The organism is Cesiribacter sp. SM1 (genome assembly GCF_020178975.1).
In the GTDB taxonomy this organism is placed as follows: domain Bacteria; phylum Bacteroidota; class Bacteroidia; order Cytophagales; family Cyclobacteriaceae; genus Cesiribacter.
This window is the reverse complement of record NZ_JAHXBU010000047.1, coordinates 200,939-221,176: the sequence shown is the minus strand read 5'-3', so window position 1 is coordinate 221,176 and position 20,238 is coordinate 200,939. Positions and strand designations below refer to the sequence as shown.

The following is a 20,238-nucleotide window of genomic DNA, read 5'->3' as shown; positions in this document are numbered from 1 at the left end:
CCCCTTACTATGCTGCAATTCGCTTACTGGAACAATTGGCAGAAGCCATACCGGATATTATTTATTGTGCTGTTGGCCATGCTGGCCGGCAGCATTATTTATTTTGTAGTCTCCTACATTTACGGAACAGAGTTTGTTGTAGAATGGATCCTGACCCCTGCCCTGGAACAACTGCAGGTACCCCTGCAGGCCTGGCAGCACCCCCTGCAGGATGTTCAGGTACTGGTAGATACCTGGGTGGTAAAACAAATCTACTGGGGTGGTCCGCTGCAGATCAACACCACAGCAGCAGCCATAAGCCTTACTGTATTTCTGCTGGGGCTTGCTATAATCTTAGCCTGCCTCACCACTTTTAGCCGCCTTTGGTACCTGGCTGGCGTTACCGCCTTTTGTGGGGTGGTTGTGCTCCTGCGCCTGGAGCAGCTGGGTAGCTGGGGCCGTTTTGATAATACAGCTACGGCTGCAGTTTTTATCCTGCTCCTGCCTCTCTCCTACTATTTCCAGGCTGTTCGCACCCACACGGCATTCCTGGTCAGGCTTGCTGCGTTTAGCGCTCTTATTGCATTGCTGACCTTGGCAATTGGTTATGGCGCAAGTGTGCCCAACCCGGTGCTGTATGTGGTGAATTACGGCATCCCAGCCTGGCTGGCCCTCTCTTTTCTGCTGATGATCCTGGTGGGGCCGGAGATCATCGCAGGCATCCTGTACCTGGTTACGGCCTCTGCAACACCCAACAGTACCGGCAGCCTCAGGCATTTTACAATAGCCTCGGCCCTGTACCTGCTTAACCTGATCTTCTACTACCTTACAGATCGCCAGTACCTGGATTTGGGTATTTACTACATTGGCCCCTACTGGATACTGCTCATCAGCATAATTACCGGCCTTTGGACGCTGCGCCTGCGCCGCGAAACACTGGGTGCAATACTCCAGGCAGAGCCCTACGGGCTAATCATGTATGTAGCCCTGGCAATGATTACCCTTAGCACCCTTGCGTATGCCTCGGCTACTGCCAACGACCCTTTGCTGGAGTCGCTGGAAGATGCCATTCTCTACACTCATATTGGCATGGGAGCGGCCTTGCTGCTGTACATCCTTGCTAACTTTTATGCCCTGTTACGTCAGAACCAGCGGGTATACCGGGTGCTGTACCGGCCGCAGTACATGCCGCTGTTTACAGCCAGGCTCGCCGGCCTCATCATCATCTTCGGCCTTTACAGTGTAAGAGGCAACTGGGCGTATTTTCAGCCTGTTGCCGGCTATTACAATGCCATAGGGGATTTATATGCGGCCCAGAACGACCTGATAACTTCACAGAACTATTACAGGCTGGGCAGCCAGTACCAGATCCGGAACCACCGCTCAAATTATGCCCTTGCCACCCTGGCACTGGGGGCCAACAACCCTAAACCAGCGGCCATTTACCTCAAAGATGCCATTGAGCGCCAGCCCAGCCCTTACGCCTATGCTACGCTTGCTAACCTGTACCGGGAGCAGGGCCTGTTTTTTGAAGCACTTTTTACACTTCGCCAGGGAGTAAAGCAGTTTCCGCTGGCAGGCCCCCTCTACAACAACCTGGGCCTGTACTACGGCAATACTCAACTTACCGACTCTGCCTTTTACTTTTTACGTGCAGCCGCAGGCGATGATAAGAGCGAGGAAGTGGCACTGGCAAATATGCTGGGCGTTTTGGCGCAGAAAGGCATAGCACTTTCACCAGACAGCCTGCTCGCATGGCACAGCCCCAACAACCTTGCCCTGCAAAACAACATGCTGGCAATGGCCAACCGCCAGGGCTACCAGCTGCGGGAGCTACAATCGCCCCGGCAGGTGCTGGGTAGCGACAGTGCTGCTGCCATTCCCCTTTACCTGCTTAACTATGCGCTGCAGCGCCCCCTTGCCGATAGCAGTCTGGTAAGGCTGGTTGGCGATGGTTATGAGCGGGCAAAGAATTCTGCGCTGGAGGAACAATGGGGTATGGCTTATGCGCTGCTCCTGTACCAGCTTCCCGATCATTACAGGGCGTTTGGCGTAATGCAGGATTTAGCAGACCGCAGCCAGTTTAACAACATTACTTATTATAAAGTACTGGGGCAGTGGGCGCTGGAGCAGGGCGCACCCCGCCTCGCAGCCGACTGGTTTGAGCAGGCCCACATGCGTGGCGATGCTACCGCAGGCTTCTACAGGGCACTGGCCCTGGCCGAAAGCGGACAGGCCGAGGCCGCCACTGAAATATGGATAAGCCTCGCCGACAGCACCTTACCAGCCCGGCTTCAGCAGCGAAAAAACCTTGCCCTGCTGGCTGTAAGTAATACATCTCTGGAAGATGTACCCCAACAGGAGCAAATAGCCGCGTTGCGACTGCACCTGCGGCCCGGCACCTTAATTCCTGCTGAAACAGATGCACTCCTAAGCACCATTAGCGAAACACCTGCCCGCGCAGATGCCCTGATACAACTGGCAGAAACCTCTTTGCGAGCAGGAGACCGGGCACAGGCACAGGCTTACCTGGCACGCCTGCAGGAGCTGCAGGCACAGCTTAGCCCGGAGCAACTACACAGCATAAGGGCCTTACGGCTGCGGCACCAGCTGGGCACAGGCAGCATTGCCCGGCAACAAAACGGAGAGGCCCCTACGCTGCACCAGCTGCAGTTAAGGGCCAGCCGCGAACTGGCTGATGGAAATGCCACAGCTGCGCTCCAATTGCTGCGAGAAGTAACAGAGGCTACTCCTTTTGAGGAGGGTGCCATTCTGCAGGCCGTGCACCTGCTGAATGCCCAAAAACAAACCGAAGAGGCCTATGCCATACTGCGCAGAGCCCTTTTGCTCAACAGTTATTCTGTTACACTGCTTGAGGCTTATGCACTGCAAAGTCTGAATATTGGCCTTGATGAGTATGCCGATGAAACAGTGGAGAGACTTCAGGAGCTTTCGGCCCCCGACCGATTCAGTAGCTTTAAGGAAGAATATGAAAGTCTGAAAGCTAGACTGGAAAGCCAGCAGAATTGGTAAACCTGCCGGGGAACAGTTCAATCATTTTTGACATATAGGCACTGCCAAGCTAACCTTGCTTAGATGTTTGCGTAGAAAAAGGTAAACCATTTTTGGTTCTGCATGCAATAGAGGTCTATTGAGACTCCTAAAATGCAATTTTTTGTACTACCCAAACGAAGCTTAATATGAAGCCTATAGATTTTGATAAACTTAGCCTCGATGAGAAAGCCAAGCTTATTCTCAGCAAGGGCGTATACGTTTCCAAATCTGAATTTTTTCAGCTGGAGATCTCGCTATACCGAATTGAAAATGATTTTGTAGAACTATGGTACGAACCCATTACGGGACGGGTCATGCGCATAGATTACTTAAAGGGAAAAAAAGTAAATCCATACCTGAAGCACCTGTGTGCCTCTAACTTAAATTAACAAAAGGACACAGTACATATAAATGGTATTTACCTGCAATCCTTGCTAACCCCCTTTTATCAAAAAATACTTGATAAAGCATTCTTTTCCTGCGTAATTGTTAAGACCTTTTATATATACTATAGAAGGTTTTTTTGTGTCCCAAGAACAACACCATATGAAAGAGGTAATCCACACCCGTGATATTTCAAAAGTGTACCGTATGGGTACCGAAACAGTAAAAGCACTTAAATCAATTTCTATTGAGGTAATGCGGGGCGAATATGTTGCATTTATGGGGCCCTCCGGTAGTGGAAAATCTACTTTCATGAATATCATTGGCTGCCTCGACACCCCCACCAGCGGACAATATATTCTGAACGGCCACGATGTAAGTTCTCTCAGTGAAAGCTCTCTTGCAGAAATCAGAAATAAAGAAATAGGCTTCGTATTCCAGACTTTTAACCTGCTGCCCCGCCAGACAGCCCTGGAGAATGTGGCACTGCCCCTGATCTATGCCGGCTACAGTTCCAGACAGCGCGAAGAAAAAGCCTACGCTACCCTGGAAAGTGTAGGCCTGGCAGATCGCGCCAAACATAAACCCAACGAACTTTCCGGCGGGCAACGCCAGCGTGTGGCCATTGCCCGTGCGCTGGTAAACGATCCCAGCATTATACTGGCCGACGAACCAACCGGTAACCTCGATACCAAAACTTCTTACGACATCATGGAGTTATTCCAGAGACTACACGATGGCGGCAATACCATTATTATGGTTACACACGAAGATGACATTGCCCATTATGCCCACCGTATTGTTCGCATGCGTGATGGCCTGGTAGAAACAGATAAGATTAACGAAGAACGCGTTAGAAGCAAAAACGCATTTATTTCATAAAAGCACTAGTTTGTGAAGATATACACAAAAACGGGCGATGCCGGCACCACAGCACTTTTAGGAGGTACCCGTGTAGGGAAAAACCACCTACGGCTGGAGGCCTACGGCAGCCTTGATGAACTCAACTCCTGGATTGGCCTGCTGCGTGATTTTACGGTTAACCGCAACCGCAAAGAGCCGCTGAAGAAAATACAGGAAATGCTCTTTACCCTGGGCTCTCACCTGGCCACTGCCCCGGGCAAGCGTATCCGCCACCTGCCCTCCTACACACCTCAAGATGTAACAGAGCTGGAGCAGGAAATTGATAAAATGGAAGAGGGCCTGGCGCCCCTTCAGAATTTTATTTTACCGGGTGGCCATGTAGAGGTTTCGCAGTGCCACATTGCCCGTTGTGTTTGCCGCCGTGCCGAACGCCTGGTGGTAGCCCTGCATGAGCACGAGCCCGCAGATGAAATTATTCTGGCATACCTGAACCGCCTGTCGGATTACCTGTTTGTACTGGCACGCCGCATGAGCCTTGAGCTGGGCGCAACAGAAGTTCCCTGGCAGCCCAGAAAGCTTGCCGATTGAGTGGAATGTACCTATATTTACCCAGGCTTATACCCGGTACATTTCCGGATATAGAGCAGGGCAAGTTCTAAATTTTTTCTAGGAATAAATTTCTGCATCATGGTCGATACCCTGAACATTTCTATCAATAAGACTCAGAACAGTCGCTTATCCCAGGTCGATTTTAATAATATCCCTTTTGGTCGGGTCTTTTCAGACCATATGTTTGTGGCTGATTTTGACGGCAAAAGCTGGAAGAACCTTCAGATATTACCTTATCAGCCGCTGCAGCTAAGTCCTGCCAACTCGGCCCTGCACTACGGCCAGAGTGTTTTCGAAGGTATGAAAGCCTACAGAAACGAGGGTAAGGATGTACTGGTATTTCGTCCGCGTGCTAATTTCGATCGCCTGAACCGCTCTGCCGCACGTATGTGTATACCACAGCTGCCCGAAGAACTGTTCATGAACGGCCTGACAGAGCTGCTGCGACTGGACAGGGACTGGGTGCCTGCCAACGAGAACACCTCTCTCTATATCCGCCCGTTTATTTTTGCTACTGATGATTACCTGGGCATCCGCCCGTCTGACACCTATAAGTTTATGATTTTCACATGTCCGGTTGGTGCTTACTACTCTGAGCCGGTACGGGTTAAAATAGAAACCCAGTACAGCCGTGCTGCAACCGGCGGAACCGGCGCTGCCAAAGCAGCCGGTAACTATGCCGCTTCACTGCTGCCCGCCCTTAAAGCCCACCAGCAGGGTTATCACCAGCTGCTCTGGACCGATGCAAAATCGCATCAGTTTATCGAGGAATCCGGCACCATGAACGTAATGTTCATTATTGACGACACCCTAATTACCGCCCCTACCGGCGATACTATTCTGGCAGGCATTACTCGCGACAGCGTGCTTACCCTGGCCCGCGAATGGGGCTATAAGGTAGAAGAACGTAAAGTAGCTGTTCAGGAGGTAATAGATGCTGCTAAGGAAGGCCGCCTGCAGGAGGCTTTTGGTACCGGCACTGCCGCCACCATTGCACAAATAAAGGCAATTGGCCATGAAGAAAAGGATTATGAACTGCCTGCGGTAGAAAACCGCGAGTTCTCTAATCGTGTACTTCGCGCATTAGACGAAATTAAAACAGGAAAAGTAGCCGATAAGTGGGACTGGGTATACAAGGTATAATCCTGGTACAGCCCCTGGCAGAATCTCCCCAGTTTTTTTTGCCAGCGGTCTACATCACCATACATAAAATCAGCACGGCCCGGTTCTTCCGCCCGTGCTGATTTTTTATAACAGCTGTTCTAAGCTGGCCACCCTGTATGGGCATTCTAATACGCCCCTGTACATAGCCCTGCATTTTGTGTACCTTTACAAATGCAAAAAAAAAGAATAGGTTAAGAGAAACTCCCGGTCCTGTTCTTCCATATACTATATACCGCATACAACATATATAACATTCACTAAAATGACTGCTGAACAGCTCAAAGACGTGAAGGCCCGCATCTCGGCCTTAAGGAGGTATCTTTGACTACGATACCAAGAAACAAGAGATAGAAGATTTTGAGAGCATGAGCACCCAGCCCGGCTTTTGGGACGATCCCGAGGAAGCCGAGCGCATTATGCGGGAAATCCGAAGCCGTAAGGCCTGGACCAACTCTTATGAGCAGGTACAGGCTATTTACGACGATATGGCTACCCTTTGGGAATTTCTGGAAGCCGGAGAGGGCTCCGAAGCAGAAATAGACAAAGAGCACGCAAAATTACTCAAAGCACTGGAAGATGTTGAATTCCGGAAAATGCTAAGCGGCGAGGAAGACCAGCTCAACGCCATGCTGGAGATAAACTCCGGCGCCGGTGGTACAGAAAGCCAGGATTGGGCCAGCATGCTCATGCGTATGTACATTATGTGGGGCGAAAAAAACGGCTATAAGGTAAGGGAGGTAAACCTGCAGCAGGGCGAAACAGCCGGTATCAAATCTGTTACGCTGGAGTTTGAAGGTGAATTTGCCTATGGCTACCTTAAATCAGAGATTGGCGTACACCGCCTGGTGCGCATCTCGCCTTTCGATAGCAACGCCCGCCGCCACACCTCTTTTGCTTCGGTTTTTTCCTATCCCGTTATCGACGACACCATTCAGATAGAGATAAACCCGGCCGACTTAAGCTGGGATACCTTTCGCTCCGGTGGTGCCGGCGGTCAGAACGTGAACAAGGTAGAAACAGCCGTGCGTGTACGCCATGCCCCTTCCGGCCTGGTTGTAGAGTGCCAGCAAGAGCGCTCACAGCACCAGAACCGCGAAAAAGCGCTGCAAATGCTGAAATCACGCCTATATCAGCTTGAGATTGAGAAGCGCAATGCAGAGCGCGACAAGGTAGAGAGCACCAAAAAGCGTATCGACTTTGGATCTCAGATCCGAAACTATGTGCTGCACCCCTATAAGCTTATTAAAGATGCCCGCACAGGTGTGGAACGTACAGATGTTCAGGCCGTGCTGGATGGCGATCTGAATGATTATATCAAGGCGTACCTGATGCAGGAAGAGCCGGAGAGTAATTAAATGCGGCTGATTAAAAGAAGAGCCCCGTTTTCACGGGGCTCTTCTTTTAATTAATTTGCTATAACTTTAACCTGCCCTGAGGGCATACTTGGCCTGTCTGGCGCTACAGGTACTCCCCGTACATTTGCAATAGCAGTTTCCTGCACTTCTTTAGGCCTTGCCGGTAGTTGCATAGTATATTTTTCAAGTGTTAAACGTGAAAGCAAATAGCTTACCTGGCTCTCTGCTCCCTGGTGACTGCTGGGTTTTCCATGCTTCAGCCCATCGTAACAGCCGCCATTTGCAGGATTGTAAAGCGCATGCCGCAGGCAGTTATTACCCATAAACCAGCTAAAGGCAGCATACATTTTCTCCAGGTACTGCTGTTCGCCGGTTTGCTGATAAAAAAGGTTCAGCATCAGAATAGTCTGGCTTACCTCCAGCGGCTCACTGTTAAAAGTAAACTGCTCTTCGTTTATTACCTTCAGGGCCATATCCTGTGCTGCATTCGCCGGTACCTTGCTAAACAAACGCTCTACCAGGAACCTGAAAGAACGGTAGGCGGTATTTTTGTACACCTGCTCCCCCGTAGCCATCCAGGTCATAAGCATTGCTTCCGGCAGCAGGCCGTTTTCAGTACCCAATTCTTTTTCAAACCAGGCGTGATCTGCGCCTGCATTGGTATCAAAAAAGGTTTGTAAGCAGTTTGCCTTTGCACTCAGTAGGCTAATAATAGAAGCACTCTTATGCACCTTATTGTATAAATAGAGGGCTTTTATCGCATAAGCAGAGGCCTTAAGGGCAGAGACCCAGGTAACATGCGGTAGTGCCCTGTTGAACAAACGCTGGGCAAGGCTGGTCAGGTCAGCCGGCAGCTCCTCCTGCCTTTCAATAAGCGTTGCCAGGGCCCACATGGCCTGCATGCTGCTTTCTTCTGTTAGTTGCCTGTTGTGCTCGGGCACATAATCGCCGCCATCATCCAGCTGGTTAATAAAGCTACCGTCGGGCTGCTGGCACTTCCGGATTACATTCAGGAAGCGGCGCATGAGCATCAGCAGCAACAGTTCATTTTCTGCATCGTAACGATACCAGAGCAGGGTAGCAACCAGGGCTTTTGCATTATCTTTTAACAGATAGCCCTGCTGTGCCAGCAGATGATCGTGCAGATCTATGTGAAGCAGACCAATTGAGGTGGTTAACCTGTAGAGGTGATCCGGCTTTAGCTCGGGCAGCTTGTAGTGTGTATGCAGCGGCACAAGCTCTCCAAATATTTTCTGGTACGCAAGTGCTGTGTTTGGCCACAGGAGAGGATGGCCAGCCGACACAACGGGCAGCTTACCGCCAGTCTCTGGCTTAGGCTCTTCCAACAGATTCGTTACGGTTGCTGCAATTGCTTCAGGGCATTTCAGGTTAATCATGGTGCCATTTGAGGCATTGATCTGCAGCAATTCTGCTACGGCAGGCGTATCTTCTGCCAGTACAGTATTACCGCTGCTCAGGGCCATGGCCAGGCTGCTAAGGTTATTTCTGCTGTTATGTATGTACACATCAGACATGCACATATACTCCAGCAGTTCTTCCTGGCTCAGGAACCGGTTTACAAAACGAACGTGTTTTTGCAGTTTTTTCCGGAAGATAAGGTCTTTAAGCTGAATGCGGTAGCGATCTCCTTCGTAGCGGTAGGCCGTGGGATGCGTTTCGCCCAGTATCAGGTAAACTACATCCGGATAGGTTTCTCTTATAATTTCCAGCGCATTCAGAACATGCTCGATGCCCTTACTACGACGCAGCAGGCCCGAAGAGGCAAGCACCAGTTTACCAGACAGCTGGTGTTTCTCTTTGAGAGATTCTTTATTGTAGGGTGAAACAACAGGAGCACCCGGCAAAACAACCCTGATCTGCTCATCCGGCACCTGGTAATGCTCACCAAGCAGAGAAGCATGATGTTTTGTTGGTGTAATCAGCAAATCGGCATGCTTGCTGATCTCCTTAACCACATGCCGGAGTTCGGCATCGGGTTCCGGCAGCACATTATGCAGCACAACTGCCAGGGGCTTGTCAATTACCTCCAGAAAGTCCAGGATGTTATCGCCCCAGTGATTACCGCCCCACAGGCCAAACCTGTGCTGGATACATACAGCCTGTATGCTGGGATCACCATTGATAATATGAGCCATTTCTCTGCATGCAGCCCTATCTGAGGTGTTGAGTACATAGCGCACATCATCTGAATACTGTCGGTAAGCCTCCTCTTCTCCCTCCAGCGCACAAACTTCAACTGCAAGGCTTCTTGAATCGAAATGTTCCTTCAGAGCCTGAATAAGATGGTAAGAATACGAAGCCACCCCATACTCCCGGGGAGGATACGCGCTTAGAAAAAGTATCATCTATATAAAAAAATGGTTAAAGCTACTCCTCGATACCCTGGTTGGCAACCTGTATGAGCTGCTAAAGCCCTCTGGTAAACGTTAGCTGCCGGAGCTACACCCGGCCGTAGACTTCTGCTTTATATCAGAGAATAAATCTATATTCTCAATACAAAGCCGGTCCTGTTTTGTTTACACTGGTCTCTTAAAAATATGTGCAACAAAGATCACATTTTTTTAAGATAGTATTCAGTATAATTATTACTATTTTATCAATATTTCTTCGCCACCACAAGAAGACGGAGCAACAATTTCAGAGTAAAACCTTATACGTTAATTTAAAAACTAAGGCTTAAAAAACTGCTAAAAAAATGCATACTTTCTGAATAAAAAATTAATAGCTATCTGCTAATTCAGCAGCATGTTAACAATATAGCAGAAAAAAGGTGTCGGGCTGTCTATCCTAAGCACACAGTGTTTATACCGGGGCCACTATTTAACCTACTTAACTGTGCTGGCGCAGCCAGTCTTCCAGCAGCGGAAAAACATCTTCGGGAGCATCGGGATGGGTGAGCAGGTTTATATGCCCGTAATCATGCCTGAAACCGGCAGACTTACCAGCTACAATCAGCTGGTTTTCCTGATCAACTCCGGTTTCCAGCATAAGCCGGTGTACATCTACCGCGTTACCGAGTACTTTATCATCGGCACCGGTCAGGTAAAGTGCCGGAGGCAGTGCCTGTTTTTTCAGCGCGTTGCCGTAATCAAATCCATCTTCAGGATCCAGCCATTGCTTTTCCACTACCCAGCGGTGCGTTTCGCGGTAAGAGCGTGCAGATTCATCATCAGAACCCATTCCCCACTTTTGAGCAGGCAAATATCCATAGAAACGTGTAAGTGCTTCGCCCATAGAAGACCATGCACCGTCTACCATTAGCATTTTTTTCAGGTTCCAGACTCCCAGGTGGCGCTTGGTACCAAAAAATGAGAGAGAAGCTACCGGTGCAGGGGCCTGCCAGCGGCCTAAAAATGCCAGGGCCAGCACTCCTCCCCAGGAGTGGCCAACCCAGTGCTGGGGCACAGTTCCGCGCAGTTTTACAATTTCCTGCAGCATAGCAGGAAAATCCTGCTCCAGGATCTCACGCAAGCCCCATTTGGCACTGCCATCTACCCTGGGTGTGCTTTTACCACGCCCCCTAAGATCGGCTACATATACATCAAACCCCCTTGAAGCCAGCCAGGGGGCCAAACCTTTTCCCGATCCCGAATAGAAGATACCTCCATTTTCAATGGAACCATGCACCATAAAAACAGGTGCTCCTTTTTCATCTCCACACATGCGCATCAGGTGCAGCCGCTGCTCACCTACCTGCACATAAACCGATTGCCCCAGAGGAGTACTTTGTGCTGAATTATTATGCATGCATACAAATATAAGGTATATGCTTATCTATGACAATTAAAAAAAGCTATTCACCAACCGGTAAATAGCTTTTCTCTTATATGCTTAACAGACGCATTTTTAATGCGTTGCCCGTTTACATTTGGGCATTGGCTTTATTTACGGCATTTTTACCTGCAGAGATACCTTTGCTTATTACTTCTACCATGCTTTCGCAGAAGGCAGGTATATCGTCAGGGTTTCGGCTGGTTACCAAACCACCATCTACCACTACTTCCTGGTCTTTCCAGATGGCACCGGCATTGATAAGGTCTGTTTTAATGGATGAATACGAGGTCATGGAACGGCCTTCCACTACATCGGCCTCTACCAGCACCCAGGGCCCGTGGCATATGGCTGCTACCGGCTTTTCATTGGTAAAGAAGCCCTTCACAAAATCTACAGCCTTTTCATTATCCCTAAGATTGTCGGGGTTCATTTGTCCGCCAGGCAGCACCAGTCCGTCATAGTCATCAGGCTTAACACTGTCTACAGTGCGATCTACCGGGAACTCATCTCCCCAGTGGTCATGCTGCCATCCTTTTACCTTACCTTCCTTCAGGCTAATTGTCTCAACCTTTGCTCCTGCTTTTTCAAGTGCTTCTTTGGGCTTGGTATATTCTACTTGTTCAAATCCATTGGCCACCAGTATAGCAACCTTTTTCCCATTTAAATTATTTTCCATTGTCTTTAAAGTTGATCTTAAATTATTCACTATAAAGATCTACGGGTTAGCAGTACCATTGTTTATGAATAATCCTTAAAAAAATACAAACCTGAGGATAGATCTGGCGTATGAGATAGTCATTTAGAGATGACCGAATGGAAGAGGCGAAAAACGTTAAACTTATATATGTTACTGATGAAGAACCTGGCTACCGTAGAAAAAAATGGGGCCGGGGCCATCAGTATTTCGATCCGGCAGGTAAGCGGATCTCAAAAGACGAACTTAAGGAAAGGCTAAAAACCCTGGTGATACCACCCATGTGGGAAGACGTATGGATCTGCAAGCGCAAAAATGGGCACTTACAGGTAACAGGCTACGATGAAAAAGGCCGCAAACAATACCTGTACCACCCGCTGTGGCAGGAGTACCGCAGCCGCCACAAGTTTGATAAAATGATAGAATTTGGCCATGCACTGCCCCGCATTCGGGAGCATATTGCCAAAGACCTAAGAAAAAAGGGCTGGCCCAAAGAAAAAATACTGGCATTGGTGGTGTCGGTACTGGATGAAACCCATGTACGGATCGGCAATAAGGAGTACCTGAAGGAAAATAACACTTACGGACTTACCACCCTGCGCCGCAAGCATCTTTCGCTTGAAGATGGCGAAGCTGTTTTTACCTATAAAGCCAAGCATGGTGTGGAGCAAAGGGTAAAGATTGATAATAAAAGACTGGTTAAGCTCATCAAAGAATCCAGCGAGCTGCCAGGCTATGAGCTGTTCCGTTACCAGGAGGGTGAACTTGCAGGACAGCCTGTAGACAGCGGCGATGTAAATGACTATTTGAAAGAGATAAGCGGCGAGAATTTCAGCAGCAAGAATTTCCGTACCTGGGGAGGCACTGTAACTGCTGTGGAGCGACTGGAAGAGGCCATAGAGGCTGTTACTGAAAACCCAAAGCGGGAATTAACGCCCACCCTGGTAAAAAAAGTAGCAGAACGCTTGGGCAATACCGAAGCTGTGTGCCGAGAGTACTACATTCACCCCTGTGTGCTCGATAGTATTGACAACGGCTACTTATTACAGAGTCTGCGCCGGTTCAAAACCACAGACCAGGGCCCCTATGGCTTGCGGCCTGAAGAGCAAATAACGCTAAAGGTGCTGGAAAAACAGCAAAAGGAGCATGAAGTAACCATAGAGATCATCGATAAAAATAACCTTGCCGGCCCCAGTGTTATCAAAGACAAACCGCATAAAAAAAGCGCCTGATAAAGGCGCTTTTTTATTACCGGCGACTTAGCACCACAAATGCATGTATAATGCCGGGCACAATGCCAATAACTGTTAATATCACGTTTAACAAAAATTTACTTCCAAGGCCATAACGAAGCCCAACTGCCAGGGGCGGAAAAAAAATGGCAAGTATGATTTCTAAAAATGTCATGGTTACAAAATTTTAGTCTAAAAATCCATACTATTTAGTACGGGAGCAGATAAATTTTGTTTTTTTCCACAGATATGGCCTCCCCGTTCCATTTATTGCCGTATATTTATTTAAGAAATTGGCATAAACGTTGCAATATTTACTTTAGTGCATTGCACTTATGCTTTTTTACACCACTGAAACAAAATATTTGCCCGCTTAAATAAATTTGATTTAAATCTGGTGCAATTTTTGCTTCATTTACAAAAAAAGAGCACGGCTTATTAACGTCTGCGCGTATGAAACAATTGTACATCCTTTTATTATTTGCCATATATATGATCGCTGGCAGCGGTGTTCAGGCGCAGGTTCGTTCCGGCTCCGGCACACCTGCATATAATACGCCAAAAGAATTTGCATTCTCCGGCGACAGGGTGATAGATCCACGAAGCGATGTAAAGCTTTTCCCTAACCCTGCTGTAGAGTACCTGGTTGTAGAAATTAATAGCCAGGACCTTATAAACGTTAGCTTTGAGCTGAACAACATCATTGGCAATACCTTTGAAATACGCAGCGAGCCCATTGGAAATAACCGGTATAAGATTTATGTAAAGGATCTGCGCCCGGGTTACTATTTCCTCACGCTTAAGGATGAGAACAGTTCCTATAAGCGGGCTTACCGGTTCCTGAAAAAATAATGCTTTTTGAAGAAATAATTAAAATATTTAAGATATTGCAAAGACCTGATGTTGATCAGGTCTTTTTTTTTCACCCGGTTTAGCCTGCCCTGCTAACACACTCACTCAACCATAGCAATATCAACCCCTTATGCAAAGCCGCCTGGCCGTTTTAGTTATAGTGCTGCTGGCTGTATGCCTTTCGCTACAGGCCAGGGCAGACAACCCCTCTACAGACACAGACACCACTGCTGTTAAACAAAAGGGCAGCTGGGTAGTACTGCCGGTGCTTTACTACTCTCCGGAAACGCGCCTGGGTTTTGGAGCACTGGGCATGCACCTGTTTAAACCCCGCGGAGCCGATACCCTTACCCGCACATCTAACATACAGGCTTATGTGCTCTACACCATTAACAAGCAACTGCTGATATCGCCGCGCTACACCATTTTCTTTAAGCAGGACCGCTACACCCTACAGGGTAACCTGGGTTATTTTAGTTTTCCACAGTTTTACTATGGCATAGGCAACAACTTACCGCAGGAAAACGAAGAGCTGGTAGATTACACGCTTTTCAGGCTGGAGAACAAGTTTATGAAAAAACTAACACCAGCTATTTTTGCCGGTCCGCAATGGAATTACTACCAGGTGTATGATGTGGTGCCTGTGGCCGAAGGGCTTCTGGAAACCACAAAACCTAGCGGCTGGAACGGATACAGGGCATCCGGATTAGGCCTGGTAGCCGCTTATGATACCCGAGATGTTGTGGTAAATCCTGCAAAAGGCGCCTTCCTGGAGGTGAGCACTACTTTTAATGCATCTTTTTTCGGCAGTGAGTACCGCTACTCCAGGTATAACATAGATGCCCGCAAGTACTACACCCTCAATAAGAAAAAGCATGTACTGGCACTGCAGGGTATTGCCAACCTTACCAGCGGAGAGGTTCCATTCCTGGAGCTACCAGCCCTGGGTGGCGATAGAATGATGCGCGGCTATTACGAAGGCCGCTACCGCGACAGGCAGCACCTGACAGCACAGGCCGAATACAGGGCCCCGCTCTTCTGGCGCATTGGTGCTGTGGCCTTTGCCGGCCTGGGAAAAGTAGCCCCATCTCTTGATGCCTTCAACCTGGATGAAATAAAACCTTCATATGGCCTGGGACTGCGCTTCCTGGTGAACAAGTCGGAGCGTGTAAACATCAGGCTGGACTACGGCTGGGGCAAGGATACCAGCGGCTTTTACCTGGAAATAACAGAGGCTTTTTGAAAATATTTAAATTATTCAGCACCCCTTCCAACCATATGCCTGGCAGGCAACGTCTTGATGGCAGATACAGATTGTTGAGTATCAAGATCAGGGCATTTACATCTGATTACTACTCCTTTAAACATGCCTGATCACAGGTGCAAAGAAGTTAACGGCTGGTAAGGGTTGTGCAACCAAATCTTATCCCCTCTTTACACCTTCACATACTCTCTCCTCTAAAAGCACCGTTGTTCCAGCGGTGCTTTTTTATATGCAGGCTTCTGGTGTAAAGCTGCCGGTCTACTTTAAAGCAAAGCAGGGCTACTACTCGATATCAGGTATAAAACGATCCAGCTCCTGCTGCCACAGGGGAGTATTGATGATGCGGAGCAGCGCATGGTTTAGCGGTTCTCTTAAAGGGCTGTCTTCCTTGAAGCCCAAGGCAAAATAATGAGGATCTATGCCTACAGCTTGCACCTGCAGCCTAAGGCTGGAGCTGTTATTTATAGTATACCTTAAAACGGGCACATTATGCAAAACAGCATCCAGTTCATTTTTATTAACTGCATGCAGCGCCTCCTGCAGGTCCTGAAATTTTTGGTAGGAGATTCTCTCCTGCTCCAGGTAGCGGGCAGCCCCGGATCCTTCTACTGCTGCTACTTCCATATCACGCAGGTCGCCAGGAACCTTAACCTGATCCTTACCAGAGCTTCCCATAACCACCGAAACAAGTGAGGCAGTAAGTACCGCTGTTACAGCCATGGCAACCAGCATCCAGAGCAGGGCAACGGCACGCCCCAATGGAGTAACAGGTGCCTTATCGCCATAGCCAATGGTTGTCATGGTTACCCCCGCCCACCAAAAGCCAGAGCCGATTCCTTCTAAAATCGAGCGGTCGCCTCCGAAATGGTCTTCATTCTGGCCGCGCTCTACCAGATAAATGATCGACCCAACAATGAGCAGCAAAACAGACAGCATAGCAGTAATCACCCAGAAACGCTTGTTGAAAAAGGCTTTTGTGATAGATGAAATACCTCCAAACTTAGCTGTTGCAACTCCCATTTCGGCGGTATGGTAAAAGTGGCTAAAGTCTATAAGCGCATCGGCTTCGGCAGTAACATCGCCCTGCAGCAACAAGTCTATCTTTCCCTGCTGCAGTGCGGCGGGGGCATCATCGGGTGCTATTTCCATATAGCGGTAGGTAATCTTTAGATTTTCCGCTACGGCCCGCCACAAGCGAATACTGATACCATCCCAGGTGCCATTCTCACCTTTAATAATATAAGGGGGCTGTGGATGCAGGCCTATAATAAGTTCCCGTTTAAACTGTGCTCCTGCAGTGGTATCTGATTGCCCATAAGCAGTCGCTGAAAACATGAGGAGCAAAAGCAGCTTGATAAAAAGTAAAAAACAGTTTACACGCATAACAATTAAGGTTGAAAAATCTGCCATCCAGAGATAGCAGCAATCACTAAGGCTGTTAGTGGGACGATAACTGAGAAGCCAGGACTTCAATCAATGTTCAGTAGCTGCTGCTTTGATCAAGGGCGCACAAGAGGTTGCCACGCTTCCCAGCCCGATTGTTCCAGCTAATCACAAAGAGCAGCAGGCATCATAAAAATATGATGCCTCAGCACAGAATTGCAGCCCGGATTCCTGATTTAATGCTGTATCTGACCTAAAAAAGCTGAAAAGTATTCTGTTTGTTTCAGTCCCACCTACATCAGAGTTGCATTACAGGCGGCGCACAAAAAAAGCACCAGCCTTTCAGCCAGTGCTCTTCTTTTGCGGTCCGCCGCTGCAGTCCATTGTCTTTCGTCTAATGTCGATCTTCTTTCTTCTAAGATCAGAACTCCGCACTGCCCGGGAAGCGAGGGAAGGGGATCACATCGCGGATGTTGGTCATGCCGGTAACGAACAGCATGAGGCGCTCAAAGCCCAGACCAAAGCCGCTGTGGGGCACGGTACCAAACCTGCGGGTTTCCAGGTACCACCAGAGTGCTTCCGGCTCTATGCCAAAGGCTGCGGCACGTTCTTTCAGCTCGTCGTAACGCTCTTCGCGCTGCGAACCACCTACAATTTCGCCAATGCCTGGGAAGAGAATATCCATTGCCCGTACGGTGTTGCCATCTTCGTTCAGGCGCATGTAAAAGGCTTTAATGGCTGCCGGGTAGTTATAAAGTATAACCGGCTTTTTGAAGTGCTTCTCTACCAGGTAACGCTCGTGCTCACTTTGCAGATCAGCACCCCACTCTTCTATGAGGTACTGGAATTTCTTTTTGCGGTTGTGCTGCGAATTGCGCAGAATTTCTATGGCCTCGGTATAGCTAAGGCGCTCAAAGGGATGCTCCAGCACAAACTGCAGGCGCTCCAGCAGGCCCATTTCACTACGTTCGTTCTGTGGCTTTTGCTTTTCTTCTTCGGCGGCACGCTGGGCTAAAAACTCCAGGTCTTCAGCACAGTGCTCCAGGGCGTAGCGGATCACATACTTCAGCATGCGCTCGGCCAGGTCCATGTTATCTTCCAGCTCGTAGAAAGCTACCTCGGGCTCAATCATCCAGAACTCGGCCAGGTGGCGGCTGGTGTTTGAGTTTTCTGCCCTGAAGGTAGGGCCAAAGGTATATATTTTACCAAGCGCCGTTGCGCCAAGCTCGCCTTCGAGCTGTCCGCTTACGGTAAGGTTAGTAGAACGCTCAAAGAAATCCTTTTTAAAATCTATTTCGCCCTCTTCGGTGCGGGGCGGGTTTTTCAGATCAAGAGTAGTTACCTGAAACATTTCGCCGGCACCCTCTGCATCTGAGGCTGTAATAATGGGCGTATGCAGGTTAAAGAAACCCTCCTGGTTAAAGAACTGGTGAACAGCAAACTGCAGGTGGTGGCGAATGCGGAATACCGCACCAAAGGTATTGGTACGCATGCGCAGGTGCGCTTTCTCGCGAAGAAACTCCAGCGAATGTTTTTTAGGCTGAATAGGATATTTTTCCGGATCAGCCTCACCCAGCACTACCACCTCATTTGCCTGCAACTCCACGCTCTGCCCTTTGCCCTGTGAGGCAACAAGGGTTCCATTGACTGATAATGCTGCGCCAACACTAATTTTTCGCAGTACCTCATCGGATGTAGTGGTAGGATCTACGACTACCTGCAGGCTTTGCAGGCAGGATCCGTCATTTAAGGTAACGAAAAACACGTTTTTGCCTTCGCGCTTGTTACGTACCCAGCCCATGGCAGTTACCTGCTGGCCGGTTTGCTGTCCCTGCAGCAATTTCACTATTTCTGTGCGTTTGCTAGACTTTATCTCTTCCACGATGTTATTTCTCTTGTTGCAATATTACTAAAGCTTTGAATAATTCAGAAAACTTAGCGTTGCTGATTCGTTATAATATAAAAAGCACAAGGTAGCCATAGATAGTTTAAAATCAGGATATATAGCTAAGAAGTAGCGCTGAACGCCTGTTTAGAGCTAAGTTTTTTAGTACATAGCCACAAAGCAAAAATACATTGTGCGAGAGAGAGTCAGGAAATTTCATAATTTTACCAACTAGCAGAGAAGATAATATAGAAGGGCTCGTATGCAAAAACTGAACCTTAGCCAAACGCTCACCCAAAAGCTGTCGCCCCAGCAGATACAGTTTATCAAACTGCTGCAGGTACCAACGGCTGAGCTGGATGCCCGCATCGAAGAAGAACTTGAAAGCAATCCTGCCCTGGAAGAAGGGGCTGATGAATCATATGAGGAAACTGCTGCAGCTGCCGAAGACGATGACTTTGGCAGCGAGGGGGAAGATGACCGCTATGGCGAAGACCTGGATGTAAGCGATTACCTGCGCGACGACGACTATGCCGGCTATAAAATGCAGGGCGATGGTCCCTCTGACGAGGAGGATCGGGATATGCCCCTGGCAGCCGGCAGCACCCTTACCGAACAGCTCATGTCGAACCTGGGCTTTCTGGGGCTGGATGAGCGCCAGGAGGCCATTGCCAAGCAACTGGTGGGCAGCATAGAACCTGATGGTTACATCAGGCGTGAGCTGGATGCCATAGCCAACGACCTGGCCTTCTCGCAGAACATCCGCACCGACGAGGAAGAGCTGGAGCACATCCTGCACCTGATCCAGGAGTTTGACCCTCCCGGTATTGCCGCCCGCGACCTAAGGGAATGCCTGCTGCTGCAACTGCGCCGGCGGGAGCCTACGGAAGCTGTATTGCTGGCTACCCGCCTTATTGAGGATCATTTTGAGGAATTCACTAAAAAACATTATAAAAAGATACTGAAGCGGCTGGGGCTGGAGACTGAAGATGAGCTAAAATCTGCCATAGACGTAATAACACGCCTTAACCCTAAGCCGGGTGGTGCAGCGGCTGGCTCCAATGTTCGTTCGCAGTACCTCATCCCCGACTTTATCATTACCAACAACAACGGTAAGCTGGAGCTTACCCTCAATGGCCGCAACGCTCCCGATTTGCGCATAAGCCGCTCCTATGCCGATATGCTCGATGCCTACGACAAGAGCAATAAAAAAGACAAAAAGCTAAAGGAAACAGTAAGCTTTGTAAAGCAAAAGCTGGACTCTGCCCGCTGGTTTATTGATGCCATCCGGCAGCGGCAGCACACCCTGCTAAATGTAATGGGGGCCATTATGGATTACCAGTACGAATATTTTCTGGAGGGCGATGAAACCAAACTACGCCCCATGATCCTTAAAGATATAGCCGACCGCGTAGGCATGGATATCAGCACTATATCACGGGTGGCAAGCAGCAAATCGGTACAAACAGAGTTTGGGGTACTTCCCCTTAAGTATTTCTTCTCCGAGGGTATATCTACAGAATCTGGCGAGGATGTTAGCAGCCGCGAGGTAAAGCAGGTTCTGAAAGATATGATCGATAACGAAAATAAGAAGAAGCCGCTCTCTGACGATAAGCTGGAAAAAATGTTGAATGAAAAGGGGTACCAGATTGCCCGCCGCACTGTTGCCAAATACCGGGAACAATTAGGCATACCCGTTGCCCGCCTTCGTAAAGAACTTTAAA

Annotated in this window: 16 protein-coding genes; 10 read left to right on the top strand and 6 right to left on the bottom strand. The window is 48.8% G+C overall.

Features of this window, described 5'->3' with window-relative positions:
* Window positions 1–9: 9 nt before the first annotated feature.
* The 6 genes from KWJ01_RS12370 to prfB all read left to right on the top strand — a co-directional run bounded on the left by KWJ01_RS12370 (window position 10) and on the right by prfB (window position 7,409).
* Entirely contained in the window at window positions 10–3,012 is a 3,003-nt protein-coding gene (locus KWJ01_RS12370; protein WP_224996759.1) for a lipopolysaccharide assembly protein LapB, read from the top strand.
* A 167-nt stretch (window positions 3,013–3,179) separates the two neighbouring features.
* Window positions 3,180–3,422, top strand: a complete 243-nt coding sequence (locus tag KWJ01_RS12365; protein WP_061987840.1) for a hypothetical protein — start codon at window positions 3,180–3,182, stop codon at window positions 3,420–3,422.
* A gap of 157 nt (window positions 3,423–3,579) precedes the next feature.
* A complete protein-coding gene (locus KWJ01_RS12360; RefSeq protein ID WP_224996758.1) occupies window positions 3,580–4,299 on the top strand; it encodes an ABC transporter ATP-binding protein in 720 nt (239 codons plus the stop codon).
* 12 nt (window positions 4,300–4,311) lie between these two features.
* Window positions 4,312–4,869 (top strand): cob(I)yrinic acid a,c-diamide adenosyltransferase, encoded by a 558-nt coding sequence (locus KWJ01_RS12355; protein ID WP_224996757.1) that lies wholly within the window; start codon window positions 4,312–4,314, stop codon window positions 4,867–4,869.
* A 99-nt stretch (window positions 4,870–4,968) separates the two neighbouring features.
* Window positions 4,969–6,033 carry a branched-chain amino acid aminotransferase gene (locus KWJ01_RS12350; RefSeq protein ID WP_224996756.1) on the top strand — a complete coding sequence of 355 codons (1,065 nt, stop codon included), beginning with the start codon at window positions 4,969–4,971 and terminating at the stop codon, window positions 6,031–6,033.
* 283 nt (window positions 6,034–6,316) lie between these two features.
* A protein-coding gene (gene prfB / locus KWJ01_RS12345; protein ID WP_224996755.1) for a peptide chain release factor 2 occupies window positions 6,317–7,409 on the top strand; the annotation gives its coding sequence in 2 pieces (ribosomal slippage) (window positions 6,317–6,376 and window positions 6,378–7,409; 1,092 coding nt in all).
* Between the two features lie 50 nt (window positions 7,410–7,459).
* On the opposite strand, the gene KWJ01_RS12340 is transcribed toward prfB, so the two are convergent.
* The 3 genes from KWJ01_RS12340 to KWJ01_RS12330 all read right to left on the bottom strand — a co-directional run bounded on the left by KWJ01_RS12340 (window position 7,460) and on the right by KWJ01_RS12330 (window position 11,880).
* The gene (locus KWJ01_RS12340) at window positions 7,460–9,775 is read right to left on the bottom strand and encodes a glycosyltransferase (protein ID WP_224996754.1); all 2,316 of its coding nucleotides are present in this window, start codon (window positions 9,773–9,775) and stop codon (window positions 7,460–7,462) included.
* 484 nt (window positions 9,776–10,259) lie between these two features.
* Window positions 10,260–11,177, bottom strand: a complete 918-nt coding sequence (locus tag KWJ01_RS12335) for an alpha/beta fold hydrolase (protein ID WP_224996753.1) — start codon at window positions 11,175–11,177, stop codon at window positions 10,260–10,262.
* Window positions 11,178–11,292: 115 nt separating this feature from the next.
* Window positions 11,293–11,880 (bottom strand): type 1 glutamine amidotransferase domain-containing protein, encoded by a 588-nt coding sequence (locus KWJ01_RS12330; RefSeq protein WP_224996752.1) that lies wholly within the window; start codon window positions 11,878–11,880, stop codon window positions 11,293–11,295.
* 137 nt (window positions 11,881–12,017) lie between these two features.
* Between KWJ01_RS12330 and KWJ01_RS12325 the strand changes: the two genes are divergently transcribed.
* Window positions 12,018–13,130: a DNA topoisomerase IB gene (locus tag KWJ01_RS12325; RefSeq protein WP_224996751.1), complete on the top strand. Its 1,113-nt coding sequence runs from the start codon at window positions 12,018–12,020 to the stop codon at window positions 13,128–13,130.
* Window positions 13,131–13,146: 16 nt separating this feature from the next.
* Here the strand turns inward: KWJ01_RS12325 and KWJ01_RS12320 are convergent, their stop codons facing one another.
* The gene (locus KWJ01_RS12320) at window positions 13,147–13,305 is read right to left on the bottom strand and encodes a YqaE/Pmp3 family membrane protein (protein ID WP_224996750.1); all 159 of its coding nucleotides are present in this window, start codon (window positions 13,303–13,305) and stop codon (window positions 13,147–13,149) included.
* Between the two features lie 278 nt (window positions 13,306–13,583).
* On the opposite strand from KWJ01_RS12320, the gene KWJ01_RS12315 reads away from it, so the two are divergent.
* Together KWJ01_RS12315 and KWJ01_RS12310 are read left to right on the top strand one after the other, a co-directional pair.
* Complete coding sequence (locus KWJ01_RS12315; RefSeq protein ID WP_224996749.1) at window positions 13,584–13,982, top strand: T9SS type A sorting domain-containing protein; 399 nt, start codon at window positions 13,584–13,586, stop codon at window positions 13,980–13,982.
* Between the two features lie 130 nt (window positions 13,983–14,112).
* On the top strand, window positions 14,113–15,225 hold the full coding sequence (locus KWJ01_RS12310; protein WP_224996748.1) for a BamA/TamA family outer membrane protein: 1,113 nt from the start codon (window positions 14,113–14,115) through the stop codon (window positions 15,223–15,225).
* A 303-nt stretch (window positions 15,226–15,528) separates the two neighbouring features.
* Here KWJ01_RS12310 and KWJ01_RS12305 read toward each other — a convergent pair whose 3' ends face one another.
* Window positions 15,529–16,581, bottom strand: coding sequence for a transporter substrate-binding domain-containing protein (locus KWJ01_RS12305; RefSeq protein WP_224996747.1), 1,053 nt, complete (start codon window positions 16,579–16,581; stop codon window positions 15,529–15,531).
* 469 nt (window positions 16,582–17,050) lie between these two features.
* Complete coding sequence (gene asnS / locus KWJ01_RS12300; protein WP_224996854.1) at window positions 17,051–18,502, bottom strand: asparagine--tRNA ligase; 1,452 nt, start codon at window positions 18,500–18,502, stop codon at window positions 17,051–17,053.
* Window positions 18,503–18,776: 274 nt separating this feature from the next.
* Between asnS and rpoN the strand changes: the two genes are divergently transcribed.
* Window positions 18,777–20,237, top strand: coding sequence for an RNA polymerase factor sigma-54 (rpoN, locus tag KWJ01_RS12295; RefSeq protein WP_224996746.1), 1,461 nt, complete (start codon window positions 18,777–18,779; stop codon window positions 20,235–20,237).
* The last annotated feature ends 1 nt before the right edge of the window (window position 20,238 follow it).